Here is a 13,307-nt window from a genome sequence, read left to right on the forward strand (position 1 = left end):
TTTTAAAGGGCTTTTTTTTGCAAAATTTTTTGCCCATTTCTAATAATACGGGGATTAAGATAGGTTAGAATATCAGGTACTAACTTTTGTTAACCCTCAACGTTTTGGAATGCCTTTATGAAACTGTTTGCTTGGCTGTTTGTTGCCGTTATCGTGCTGGTGGTCGTGTTTGGTGTTTCGATATTTAATAAGCTGGTACGCGCTCGCAACCAAGCAAAAAATGGTTTTGCACAAATTGACGTACAGCTAAAACGCCGCCACGATTTGATTCCAAACCTTGTTAAGGCTGCAAAGCGTTATTTGACGCATGAGCAAGACACGTTGACTCGGGTCATTGGGGCGCGTAACCATGCTCAAAACTTACAAGATTCAAAGCAGCATCAACCAGATTCGCTCGAGCATATGGCATTATTTGCCAAAGCAGAAGACATGTTGTCTAAAGCATTAGGGCAGTTTTCCGCTGTCGTGGAAGCCTATCCGGAACTAAAAGCTGACAGTATGATCAAAGAGCTGATGGATGAGCTGACCAACACCGAGAACCGCATTGGTTTTGCGCGCCAGCATTACAACGACAGCGTTATGTTCTATAACAATGATCGCGAAGTATTCCCAAACAATCTGATTAGTACCACCTTTGGGTTTCGCCCTTTAAGTCCGCTGATTTTTGAAGACAGAAAGGCGATTATCCAAGCACCAACGGTTGATATGAGCTGATGCGTTCGCTTATCGTTAGGTCAGATTTATAAATGGACTTTTTTAGGGCACAGCGGACACGGACCCAGCGCAGCTTATTGCTATATGGGCTGTTCTTTCTCGTGGTACTGGCTCATATGGCAGTGGCTATCGCGGTCATGGCACTGCTCCTGACATTGTTTAATGGCGGTATTTCCTATTGGGTGCTGATACTGGTGACTCTGTGGACACTAGGCAGCTTTCTTATTGGCAGCTTGGTAGAGTACCGCCGACTAAGAGCGGGTGGTCGTGCCATTGCTCAGCGAGTAGGAGCGGTTAGAGTTTTTATTGACCGTAGCCAAGAGGCTTGGGAGCAAAGTCGCGGCGTTGCTCATCAGCATGAGCCTGAACAAAAAGTTCATTACCGTCACCAGCAAATTGCGGTGCGTGATCAGCGCGATTTGCCGCCTGTCTATCGTCGTTATTATGAGATTGCCGAGCAGCTAGCCATCGCTTCGGACTTACGTATGCCGATTCTGTACGTACTGGCCAGTGAGCAAGGTATCAACGGCTTTGTCGCTGGTCGCCATAGTCAAGATATGGTGCTGGTGGTGACCCAAGGCGCGCTGGATAAGTTGTCAGATGAGGCGCTGTACGGACTCATTGGTCACGAGTACGGTCATATTCTGCATGGTGATGCCGCCTTTAACCTAAAACTTATGGTGGTGCTTGCAGGCCTACAATTGTTATATGATTGGAGTGATCCTATTAATCCTATGGGCTCTGGTCATTCTCGTCGTCACAATAGGCAGAATAATAACCCCATAGCAAGCACTGACACACAGACGTTCGATATTAAGACATATGATGATTGGGCCGCCTATTGGAAAACTCAGTCTCAAAAGCAGCAGCACATCGCTAAGAGCCAATCAATGTGGCTGCCGAATAAAGCGGCCACTGGACGGCCAGCATTGCCTAGTATATGGACATTAATAATAAGCGCGTTAAGTTTTTCGAGTATGGCCAGTGCTCAGCTGATTAAACACAGTTTCAATCGAGAGCGTGAGTTATTGGCTGATGCAACCAGCGTGCAACTGACGCGCTCGCCTGCGATTATAGAGACCTTAAAAGCCGTTCATCAAGACGCGCTTGGCTCACGATTGATAGGCGTCGCTGATATCAATGGACTCAGTCATTTCTTTTTTGCTAGCAGTGGCGCTGATTTAGGCGAGGTGTCATGGTTCGCCACTCATCCGAGTTTACCTGAGCGTATGAGTGCTATCAATGCCAGCGCTTATCAGAGTTTTGCCACACAAATTGCTAATGAAAAGCGTCTCAATCAACAAAAAATAAAGCAGCTTTATGAGCAGCGCCGATTGTGCGACTGGGGGACAATAAAGGAAAATAGCCTAAGCAAAAATACACAAACTAAAACCATTCACACAATCGATAAAAAGCAATCCACATATCCAAAGTTAAAAGCTGATACGGATACTAGTAGCGCGCTTAAGTCTGAAACAGGACTTGAGTTTGTTTTAGAAGAAGAGGTGATTGTAGAAGGGCGTTTGCAGGTAGCAGACCAAGAAGCGGACGCGCATAAGTTACTCAAGCCGTGGCAAGCAAAACCTGACAGTAAGTTGCCAGCGGCTTTAATCAGTGCTGAAAACGTACAAACAAGGTCGATACCGCACTATATTCTTAATCACAGTCACCATCCATTGGGCGCGCAAGCGCTAATTGAAGCGGTGATGCTATGCCATCAAGGTCATACGCTTTCAACGATGGCGAGATATGATCTGACAATGATTTGGCACACCTTTTCTGATGTACCAAGTACTATTTATAAAAGTGCTACCGCTAAACATGATACTACCAAAAGCGAGACTACTATAAATGACTCAATCGTAGAGTCTGTTGCCCCTCATGAGCAAGTTTTACCGCACAGAATAGATGCTGAATTATTAGAGAGGGTGGCATGTCTCGACCGTCGTTTGGACAGTGCGCTGATTATGCTTGCAATCAAACAATTGCGTCAGCATGATCTGTCTGACGATGCGATCAGTACACTTCGCCTAAAACAACAAAACCGTCCCAGCCATCAATACCATCAGCATTATGTTCAACACAAAAAATATCGAACGATGCTCGGTCGTTATCAGCAAGGCATGATAGCGTTGTTTGAAAGGCAACTAGAAGCTGATCTCAGCAAAAGCTTTGCCGATAAAGTAACGGGCGATGCAAATGACTCAAGTGACTCAAGTTCACGACGTTCAAGTTCACTAAGTTATAGAGATAAGCACGGATTACTATTTACTGGTTTGGAGCAGGATACGCTTCGAACCTCTTCGATCTTATCCTTGTGGCAAGCACTACATTTGCTGAAATTACTGCCTGCGCTGTCTACCGTATTAAACGATGAGCAAGGATCATGGCAGCAAGTATTACAAGTAGGTAAGGACAAGCTTCTGGCTCAGCTTGATCCTTCTGGTTCTATATTTGACAGTCTAGGTGTGGCTCGGCAATTGATGCTCATATTATTGGCTTATCGCTTATCCAAAGACATCAAAGGTCAGATGATATCGGCACAGAAAAGCTCGTTACTCGGTTATAATGATGCCAGCGTGACTCACTATATTGTAGACTTAAGACGCCATGCACGCTTGATTGATATTGATTTATCCGCTGTTAGTGAGGCCGATTTGCAATGGCTGTTATTGACAGCGCAAAATCTTAATAGTGTGCAGCTATTGGCTTTGATAAAAACGTTGCCACCTTTTGTAGCGTCTGATAAAAGTGTCAAGAATGGCGATAATTCTCAGCAGAGGCAGCAGGATGGTCGTCAAATAGACTATAATGCCCCAGTGCCTCATATACCTCATATTCATAGCAATCATACTGACACTATTATGAGCGAGGATAATTATACTGTTAATGACTACCAGCGATGGCTAAGTACATTGCATACAGTGATGTTACACGATACGATAGTCAGTCAAGATGAATATGATTGCTTAATCCTGCTAGCCGAGCACTGGTTAGGGGTTCGGCAGTTGTTTTAAGAGATTTTAACTAACAGTGACATATAAAATAGCTGATACTGGTGCTTATAGTCAGTCCTAAATAAAAAATATACGCATATGAATATGCCAGTATTGCTATATTTCTTTTATAGTAGATCGACTATACATTGGTTGCTAAAAAATCCGTCACCCCGTTTGAGACAAGTAGGACAGTAGATATTTATGAGTGATACCCAAGACCCGCTAATTGTATTGCAACGTCGCGTGCAGCAGCGTCAAATTTTGGCAATGATGGGTATTAAGCAGTGGGTACAACCAACCTCAGAGACGACCAACGTTGCTGATATTTCTGCCCCGACTATCCTTGTCTCAGACACGCCCGAGTCTTCTGTACCCTTGCATACGAGCGCTAGTCAGCCAAGCATCAATGATTTGGGCGATGATGTCTTAAACATTAACGATTTAAACGCGAATGATACAAATTTAGTTGGTTTGAACCCTGATATGGCGGGCATTCCTACTATAGACAATGAGTCTGTAGATGTAACATCAGACATCGTAGATGAAGATGTCATTAGTAATATTAGTAGCAGTATTAGCAGCTACTATGACCATGCGTATGAGGATACGTCTGACAGCCTGACAGACTCAAATAAAGAGCAAAGCCCAGTCACCTATAGCTTTGACACAACTGTCCCTAATATTGCGACGACGCCTACAAATATACCAGCAGCGCAAGCATCGGCGCTGGTTGAACCAACCGATTCTATCGAATCTCGTCATGATACCTTTCTTAAAGTTGCGCCCTTTGATTTGCAAGGCGGTCGTTATGGCAATTGGGTCGTGTTGGTTGATATCCAAGCCCTTAATAATGAAAGCCAAAAACTGTGGGACAATCTCACACAAGCACTCTCTATCACTTGTGAGACGACATCGTTTCCCATCTGTGATGGCATGGATACAGCAGAGCTTGCCAATGCCAGCTTTGCAGGTTATGTGTTCAAGGTAGGTCGAAGTGAGGAGATCCAAGTTGCTGCCTTGACGGCGCTGCCTGAAGGTCTTGAACACCCCAATCTTACCGAAGTACCTACCTTGGATAAGATGCTCACTGATAGCAGTTTGAAGCGTCAACTTTGGGAACAAATTTCTGATCAGTCATAAATGTTTGCGTGATTTACCCGCTATATAATATGACAGTGAATCAATATAAAAAGTCCGTTTAATCACGAAGTTTCAACAATCATTTAACAGCCATTTAATAACGATTAACCCTTTACCTTAGGATGATAGCCATGTCTACGAACTCAGTGCCCACACAGACAACACCTACGAGCGATGCGACGCACCATCGTTTACCCAATTTTTCTGCAGGACCTGCCACGATACCGACAGCGGTATTGTCACGTGCGCAAGAAGAGTTGCTCGACTGGCAAGGTCGCGGTATGTCGGTGATGGAAGTGAGTCATCGTAGTAAAGAATACATGGCAATCACGGACAAGGCCGAAGCCAAATTGCGCTCGTTGATGAGCATTCCAGACAACTATAAAGTGCTGTTTTTACAAGGCGGTGCAAGCTTACAGTTTTCAGCGATTCCTTTGAATCTATTGAATGGTGGCAAAGCCGATTATTTAACCACTGGTACTTGGTCAGCTAAAGCGATTAAAGAGGCACAGCGCTACGCCGCTCTGGGTCTTGGTGAGATTAATTTGGTGGCAACGGGTAAAGACAGTAACTTTACGGACGTACCAGCGCCAGACAGTTGGAATAACAGCGACAATGCAGCGTATTTTCATTACTGCGCCAATGAAACCATTCATGGCTTGCAGATCTTTGAGCCACCACAAGTTGATGCCCCGCTTATTGCTGATATGTCATCTTGCATCTTATCGCAGCCAATCGATGTCTCTAAATTTGGTATGATCTATGCTGGTGCCCAAAAAAATATCGGCCCTGCCGGATTGGTGATTGTGATCGTTCGTGACGATCTATTGGGACAGGCAAGTGAGTGGTGTCCGCTGCTGATGAACTATGCGCATCAGGCAGATAAAGAATCTATGTCGAACACGCCGCCGACGTATTCTTGGTATTTGGCAGGATTGGTTTTTGATTGGTTAGAAGAGCAGGGCGGTGTGGCTGCTATTGGCAAAATCAATCAGCAAAAAGCGGATCTACTGTACAAGACCATTGATGACAGCCATTTTTATAGCAATTCTGTGGCGACCCAATATCGTTCAATCATGAATATCCCCTTTAACTTGGCTGATAGCAGCTTGGATAAAGTATTCTTAGAAGAATCAGAGGCTGCTGGTCTTTTAAACTTAAAAGGTCACCGTGACGTTGGCGGTATGCGTGCCAGTATCTATAATGCGGTGTCGCTAGAATGGGTACAGCAGTTGGTTGACTTTATGCTAGCTTTTGAAAAGAAGCACGCTTAAGATCATAGATTTTCCAACATAAAAAGACGCAACATCGAGAGGTTGCGTCTTTTTTTTATTGTTTTTTTATGATGTTTGGATGGGTGTTTGATTGACTAAAGAAATCTATAGTTAATCCAAGATAAGCGTGGTACATACCGTCAAACTATTTTACGGGGTATTTTATGGGGTGTTTTACTGGTATTAATTTTTTCATTGGCTGCTCCCAAATATGACAAAGTCTTCAAAAAATTGATCCTAGTAAACGTAGTCTTTTTAAAGTAGATCGACTATACACCATACTCAATATGGCAAAGTATTAGGTTAAAAAACCTAAGTTTGCTATGATAAAATTTATTTTACGGATTGTTTTTAGTGACTTCTCAATGAGTTTTCAGTCATTGAATACATTCTCATTGCGTCCATTGGTTTAGCATAGAGGCTTGTCATCACCTTATTATGAACAAATATGTCATGTTAAAAACCGTCTTGCTTGCTATAGCTATTGGCTGGATTCCAGCCAGCTTAGCTGTGCCTGTGACGACGACAGCGCTTGGTCATAATAGCCCTACCGATTACATTAATGCGCCTCATCTGCCTTATGCCAATCCAAAAGCACCAACAGGCGGCACGCTCTCACTAGATGCACGCGGCACCTTTAATAGTGCCAATAAGTGGATGACCACAGGCGTGGCGATGATTGGTACCGATTATCTCTACGACACCTTAATGACAGGTTCTTTGAACGAAGCTTTTACTATGTATCCGCAGCTGGCAAATAAAGTCACTTACGATCCAGAGGACACCAGTTGGATTATCTATCATGTTGATCCAGCGGCGCGGTTTTGGGATGGCTCAGCTGTGACCAGTCGTGATGTCAAAGCAACATTTGATGCGTTATTAAACAAAGGGCCGATGTACATTCGCAGTTATTTGGGTGACATTCGTGAGGTTGAGATTATTGACAAACAGCGAGTGAAGTTTGTCTTTGCCTCCAGTGAGAATAAAGAGATTTTATTAACGGTTGGTCAGTTTCCCATATTTGCAAAATCGTCTATTGATGCTGATTTTGAAAAAATCACTCTGACGCCCCTTATGGGTAGTGGGCCTTATAAGCTTGGGCGCGTCGATGCAGGTCGTGCTGTCAGCTATGTGCGTGACCCCAACTATTGGGGACGTGATTTGATGGTCAATCGTGGTCGCTATAACTTTGATATGATTAAGTTTGTGTATTATCAAAGCGACGAGATTGCTTTTGAAGGCTTTAAATCGGGGCAATATCGCTTTCGCGCTGAAAATAAAGCTTCCAATTGGGCAACGGGTTATAACTTTCCTGCTGTCAAGGCTGGCATGATCAAAAAAGAGACGATCAGCAGTGAAAATCCAGTGCCAATGCAAGGCTTGGTCATGAATTTGCGTCAGCCAATCTTTCAAGACATTCGCGTCCGTCAAGCGCTAACAGCCGCTTACGACTTTGAGTGGATGAATAAGGCTTTATTTCATGATCAATATGAACGTCTACAAAGCTTTTTTTATGGCTCGGAGCTTGCCGCCACGGGGACGCCTTCGAGCGAGGAGATGAAGGTACTCGCTCCATTATTGCCTGAGCTTGAGCCCATTCAGCGTCAAGCGGTATTGGCAGAGTGGCAATTGCTAACCAGTGATGGCAGTGGTTTTAACCGCAAAGGTTTGCTTGCGGCGCGGCAATTACTGTTAGATGCTGGGTTCTATTATAATGATATGAAACTGTATCAACCTGATGGGCAACCTGCCAAGATAGAGGTCTTGATGACAGGGGAAAGTAACAGCCGTGTGCTACTCCCTTATATTCGCAATCTAAAACGCTTAGGGTTTGATGCGACCCTACGTCAAGTTGATGGTCCGCAGTATTACGAGCGAATGCGCCGATTTGATTATGACATGGTGATCGACGTCTTTGCCCAAAGCTTATCCCCTGGAGCAGAGCAAACGGGATTTTGGGGAAGCGCGGCCGCAGACCAAGAGGGCAACCATAATACCATCGGTATCAAAAACGAAGTGATTGATACAGTGATTGAAAAATTGGGCAATGCAAAAAGTCGTGACGAGATTGTCCTTTACACACATGTGCTTGATCGCCTATTGCGCGCAGGTCATTATTTGGTGCCGTTGTATGGCAAGTCGGGCACCAATGTCGCCTACTGGAGTCAATACCGTCATGCTGATAAGCTGCCGACCAATGCCGTTGGTATCGATTATTGGTGGTCGGATAAAGCAGCCGAGGTACGAGTTAACAACTACTTAAAGCGATAAATAACCTCTCATTTAAACGATAAACAATCACTAAAAATATTAGCAATAAAAATAACCACTGGTAAGGATTTACTATGAGTATCCATATTCACCCCATAAAAGCATTTGATGATAATTATATTTGGACCTTGATTAACGACAGTAACAAGCAGGCAATTGTGATTGATCCAGGTCAAGCAGCCCCTGTTATAGCGTACTTGGAAGAACACGATTTAGAGTTGACCTCGATTTGGACCACCCATCATCATCACGATCATACGGGCGGTGTCGCAGAACTACAAGAGTCTTATCCGATGACGCATTTGGTGGCACATGCTGAGCACAATGTGGAAGAAGACCAGACCATAAAGCATGACAGTACGGTGAGTGCGTGGGGCTGTGCGGCGCAAGTATGGGAAGTGTTTGGTCACACCGCAAGCCACATTGCGTACGTATTGGATATCGACGGTCTCAAGCACTGCTTTTGCGGTGATACCTTATTTAGCGGAGGCTGTGGTCGTGTGTTTACTGGTACGATCGAGCAGTTGTATGACAGCTTTACGCGTTTAAATACCTTGCCTGCTGAGGCGCTTTTGTATCCTGCCCATGAATATACGGCCAGCAATTTACGCTTTGGTTTGTCGATTGAGCCTGCCAATGAAGCAATGCAGCAAGCGCTGACGCAAGCGGAAGAAAAAACGGCGCAAGGTATACCAACGCTACCTGTTACGCTTGCGCATGAGCGCGAAGTAAATATATTTTTACGCACGCAAGAGCCGAGCGTGATAGCAGGCGTTAAGTCTAAAACCACACTGGTCGATGACAAGCCTTTAACGGTGTTTGCCACCCTGCGCGAGCTTAAAAATAATGTTTAATGGGGCATGCGAATATAAGGGACTTATTTAATCACTGTTATTTAACAAGAATCGTTTAACCAGAGCCACTTAGTAAAAGTAATTGAATAAAAGAGTCCTTTAAAAAGTTATCTGCTTGTTTTTCATCGCCGCATTTTTTATCTTAGGAAGCCGTCATTATGGGTCGTTATATCTTAAAAAGGTTACTGCTGATATTACCGACGCTTTTTTTGATATTGTTGGCAAACTTTGTGATTATACAAGCGGCACCCGGTGGCCCTGTCGAGCAACAGTTGGCGCTGATTGAGCAAGGCACAAAAGACAATGCGCTGGGTGGCAATATTGGCGCGGGCAGTGCAGGTGGTAATAATAGTACCTATCAAGGTACTCGCGGTTTGTCGGAGGAAATGGTCGCTGCTATCAATGCCCAATACGGTTTTGATCAGTCCGCGCCTGAGCGTTTTTGGCTGATGTTAAAAAACTATGCGCAGTTAGATTTTGGTGAGTCATTCTTTAAAGGGCAGTCGGTGACTGATCTCATCATAGAAAAATTACCAGTTTCTATCTCGCTTGGGCTTTGGAGTACCTTGCTTATTTATATGATTGCCATTCCACTTGGCGTTTATAAAGCCATGCGACACGGTTCAGGGATCGATAAAGCGACTGCCATGCTTCTAGCCATTGGTCATGCGATACCAGTATTTGTATTTGCGGTCATATTATTGGTATTTTTTGCAGGTGGTAGTTATTGGAACATTTTTCCGCTGCAAGGACTGACCTCCGAGAATTTTGATCAGTTAAGTACTATTGGTAAGGTAAAAGATTATTTTTGGCATTTGGCACTGCCACTCTTAGCCAGCACGGTTGGCGGTTTTGCTGGCTTGACGTATTTAACCAAGTTTAGCTTTTTAGAAGAGCTGGGCAAGCAATACGTGCTCACCGCGCGTGCCAAAGGCTTAAACGAGCGACAGGTGTTGTACGGGCATGTGTTTCGCAATGCCATGTTGATTATTATTGCGAGCATTCCAGCGGCCATCGTCGGCATTTTCTTTGCGGGCAATTTTTTGATTGAGATTATCTTTAAACTGGATGGTTTGGGTCTGCTTGGTTTTGAAGCCATTCAACAGCGCGATTATCCCGTGATATTTGGCACGCTGTTTATTTTCACATTGGTGGGGCTGTTATTGCAGCTGATTAGCGACTTGAGCTATCACTTGATTGATCCTCGTATCGATTTTGAGGGGCGCTAATGTCAAATCAACAGCCAGCGTCAGCGTCTTCTACAACTGAAACTAAGCGTCGTTTAAATCCTATTTGGCAGGCGCGTTTTGATCGTTTTCGCCGCAATCGTCTGGGAGTCGTATCGCTGTTTGTGTTTTCAGTGATATTCGTTATCTGTATGGCGGCCAACGTGATTGCCAATGACAAGCCTTTGCTCGTGCAATATCAAGGAGGTTATTACTTTCCCATAGTAAAAGCTTATCCTGAAACGGCTTTTGGCGGTGTGTTCGAAACTGAAACCAATTATAAAGACCCAGCGGTTCAGGCGCTTATTAATGATGACGGCTATTATGTCATGCCGCCTATTCCTTTCGCTGATCAAACCCCAAACGTTGAGCTAGGCCTGCCGTATCCAGCGGCGCCCAATAGTCAAAACTGGCTTGGTACAGATGACTTAGGCCGTGATGTGCTGGCGCGTGTACTGTATGGTATGCGCGTGTCATTGTTGTTTGGTCTGGCATTGACGCTTGCTGGCGCGTTGATTGGTATTATCGTCGGCGCGATACAAGGCTATTATGGGGGCTGGGTGGATTTGGCCGGACAGCGATTTATGGAAGTGTGGGGCGGTATGCCGCAGCTGTTTATGATTATTATTTTGGTGAGCTTATTTAGTCCTAGTATCAGCATGCTGTTTGCCATGATGCTGTTATTTGGGTGGATGGGATTGGTTGGTTTGGTACGAGCAGAGTTTTTGCGCGCCCGTAATTTTGATTATGTCCGTGCTGCCCGCAATCTTGGGGTTTCGGACAGTCAGATTATGCTAAAACATATTTTGCCCAATGCGTTGGCCTCAAGTTTGTCGCAGCTGCCATTTATTTTGACGGCAAATATCATCGCTTTAACAGCGTTGGACTTTTTGGGTTATGGATTACCACCAGGTTCGCCATCGCTGGGTGAGCTGATGGTACAGGGTAAAAATAACCTTGATGCACCGTGGCTCGCGCTCTCCGGGTTTTTTAGTTTAACCTTTATTTTATCACTGCTTATCTTCGTTGGCGAAGCGCTGCGTGATGCGTTTGATCCGAGGCGCGCTTAATATGACAATGACGACAGAACGCGATAATCTTATTCATGCCAGTAATCATCCAAATAACGGCAATGACCCCAATGACGGTAACCGTTTTAGGGAAGGCAATAGCGATGCGGCAAACAAGTTGATGCTGACCGTAGAGAAGCTGAGTATTGTGACCACCAAGAATGTGACGCTGGTTAATGAGCTGTCATATGAGCTAAGACAAGGGCAAACCTTAGCCATCGTTGGCGAGTCAGGTTCGGGCAAATCGATTGCTAGTTTGGCGCTATTGGGTTTGTTGCCAGATGATTTGCGCATCAGTGGTAAGGTAAAATTAGCAAGCTCAGCTGGAATGACAATGCTACCGATTACAAATGATGAGACGCGTCATGCGGTATTGCGAGCTGTACGTGGACAGCGTATCGGCATGGTGTTTCAAGAACCCATGACGGCGCTCAATCCGCTGCATACTGTTGCCAAACAAATCGCTGAGTCGCTACGTCTCAGCGCTGTGCCCAAAAAACAGTGGCGAGATAAGAGCATCGCGCTGCTCCAAGATGTCAATATCTCAGACCCTGACGATAAGTTAACACGTTACCCGCATGAGCTATCAGGCGGTCAGCGCCAACGTGTGATGATTGCCATGGCACTGGCGCAGCAGCCTGATATTTTAATCGCTGATGAACCCACCACCGCGCTTGATGTCACCTTACAACATGAAATACTTGCTCTGTTGGATGATCTTAAACGCCAGCATAACATGGCCATGGTGTTAATCAGCCATGATCTCAATCTGGTTAGACGTTATAGCAATGCAGTTATCGTGATGCGTCAAGGGCAAACCATCGAGCAAGGCGACACCGCAACGGTATTTGCCCATCCCAAAGCCGAATACACGCGCACGCTGATCAAGCAAGATTTTGGGCAAGCATTGGACTTATCTACCAATGAGCAAAGTCAGCTTTCAACCGTATTGCAAGTGGACCATCTCAACGTACAGTTTCCGATGGAAAAAAGCTTGTTCGGTGGTACCAAACGTTGGTTTGATGCGGTCAAAGACGTGGATATTATCTTACAGAGAGGGCAAGCATTAGGCATTGTTGGCGAATCAGGCTCAGGTAAGACCACCATTGCGCTGGCCTTGAGTCAGCTGCTTAGTAATCAGACGCAGGTTAATGGGCAGATTAGAGTCAATGGGCAAGACATCACGCTATTGTCAAAAAAAGCGCTACGCACCTTTCGCGCGCAGATTCAGATGGTGTTTCAAGATCCATTTGCCAGTATTAACCCGCGCATGACGGTGATGCAAGTAGTAGAAGAGGGGCTGCTGGTACAAGGGGTCGATAAGGCTGTGCGTCAGCAAGCAGTCATGGACAGTTTGATGACGGTGCATTTGCCTGCCGAGTTTGCACAGCGCTATCCGCATGAGCTATCAGGTGGTCAGCGCCAACGCGTGGCATTGGCTCGCGCCCTTATCATGAAGCCAAGTTTACTCATATTAGATGAGCCAACGTCTGCCCTTGACAGCACAACGCAGGTAACCGTGGTGAATTTGCTAAGAGAGATTCAGCAAGACCAGCAAATCAGCTATGTGTTTATCAGTCACGATTTAAAGGTCGTGCGCGCCCTGTGCCAGCATATTGTCGTGCTCAAAGACGGGGTATGTGTCGAATCTGGTCGTACTGAAGATATTTTTAATAATCCACAGCACCCTTATGCCAAGCAATTATTGCAGGCAAGTATCATTTAGCCTAAGTAAAATTTAAAATAATACCATTTAAAA

At 45.0% G+C, this 13,307-nt stretch carries 9 protein-coding genes; all 9 read left to right on the forward strand.

The features are described from left to right. Window positions 1-117 precede the first annotated feature (117 nt). Window positions 118-714: a LemA family protein gene (locus AAJP47_RS07515; RefSeq protein ID WP_346717288.1), complete on the forward strand. Its 597-nt coding sequence runs from the start codon at window positions 118-120 to the stop codon at window positions 712-714. 32 nt (window positions 715-746) lie between these two features. Next, window positions 747-3,731: a M48 family metalloprotease gene (locus tag AAJP47_RS07520; protein WP_346717289.1), complete on the forward strand. Its 2,985-nt coding sequence runs from the start codon at window positions 747-749 to the stop codon at window positions 3,729-3,731. Between the two features lie 183 nt (window positions 3,732-3,914). Beyond that, the gene (locus tag AAJP47_RS07525; RefSeq protein WP_346717290.1) at window positions 3,915-4,853 is read left to right on the forward strand and encodes a hypothetical protein; all 939 of its coding nucleotides are present in this window, start codon (window positions 3,915-3,917) and stop codon (window positions 4,851-4,853) included. A gap of 131 nt (window positions 4,854-4,984) precedes the next feature. Then, a complete protein-coding gene (gene serC / locus AAJP47_RS07530; protein ID WP_346717291.1) occupies window positions 4,985-6,127 on the forward strand; it encodes a 3-phosphoserine/phosphohydroxythreonine transaminase in 1,143 nt (380 codons plus the stop codon). A 438-nt stretch (window positions 6,128-6,565) separates the two neighbouring features. Continuing rightward, on the forward strand, window positions 6,566-8,398 hold the full coding sequence (locus AAJP47_RS07535) for an extracellular solute-binding protein (protein ID WP_346717292.1): 1,833 nt from the start codon (window positions 6,566-6,568) through the stop codon (window positions 8,396-8,398). Window positions 8,399-8,472: 74 nt separating this feature from the next. Beyond that, the gene (gene gloB / locus AAJP47_RS07540; RefSeq protein ID WP_346717293.1) at window positions 8,473-9,252 is read left to right on the forward strand and encodes a hydroxyacylglutathione hydrolase; all 780 of its coding nucleotides are present in this window, start codon (window positions 8,473-8,475) and stop codon (window positions 9,250-9,252) included. A gap of 158 nt (window positions 9,253-9,410) precedes the next feature. Next, window positions 9,411-10,481, forward strand: a complete 1,071-nt coding sequence (locus AAJP47_RS07545) for a microcin C ABC transporter permease YejB (RefSeq protein WP_346717294.1) — start codon at window positions 9,411-9,413, stop codon at window positions 10,479-10,481. Beyond that, window positions 10,481-11,548, forward strand: coding sequence for an ABC transporter permease (locus tag AAJP47_RS07550; protein WP_346717295.1), 1,068 nt, complete (start codon window positions 10,481-10,483; stop codon window positions 11,546-11,548). Before AAJP47_RS07545 ends, AAJP47_RS07550 begins: the two co-directional genes overlap by 1 nt. A gap of 121 nt (window positions 11,549-11,669) precedes the next feature. Beyond that, a complete protein-coding gene (locus AAJP47_RS07555; RefSeq protein ID WP_346717465.1) occupies window positions 11,670-13,274 on the forward strand; it encodes an ABC transporter ATP-binding protein in 1,605 nt (534 codons plus the stop codon). Window positions 13,275-13,307: the final 33 nt, after the last annotated feature.

This window comes from Psychrobacter halotolerans (assembly GCF_039680845.1).
In the GTDB taxonomy this organism is placed as follows: Bacteria; Pseudomonadota; Gammaproteobacteria; order Pseudomonadales; family Moraxellaceae; genus Psychrobacter.

Bases quoted from the DNA above. Each gene is read 5' to 3' on its own strand.
- AAJP47_RS07535 (WP_346717292.1), top strand. From the start codon at position 6,566: ATGAACAAATATGTCATGTTAAAAACCGTCTTGCTTGCTATAGCTATT.
- AAJP47_RS07525 (WP_346717290.1), top strand. From the start codon at position 3,915: ATGAGTGATACCCAAGACCCGCTAATTGTATTGCAACGTCGCGTGCAG.
- AAJP47_RS07520 (WP_346717289.1), top strand. From the start codon at position 747: ATGGACTTTTTTAGGGCACAGCGGACACGGACCCAGCGCAGCTTATTG.
- gloB (WP_346717293.1), top strand. From the start codon at position 8,473: ATGAGTATCCATATTCACCCCATAAAAGCATTTGATGATAATTATATT.
- AAJP47_RS07545 (WP_346717294.1), top strand. From the start codon at position 9,411: ATGGGTCGTTATATCTTAAAAAGGTTACTGCTGATATTACCGACGCTT.
- serC (WP_346717291.1), top strand. From the start codon at position 4,985: ATGTCTACGAACTCAGTGCCCACACAGACAACACCTACGAGCGATGCG.
- AAJP47_RS07555 (WP_346717465.1), top strand. From the start codon at position 11,670: ATGCTGACCGTAGAGAAGCTGAGTATTGTGACCACCAAGAATGTGACG.
- AAJP47_RS07515 (WP_346717288.1), top strand. From the start codon at position 118: ATGAAACTGTTTGCTTGGCTGTTTGTTGCCGTTATCGTGCTGGTGGTC.
- AAJP47_RS07550 (WP_346717295.1), top strand. From the start codon at position 10,481: ATGTCAAATCAACAGCCAGCGTCAGCGTCTTCTACAACTGAAACTAAG.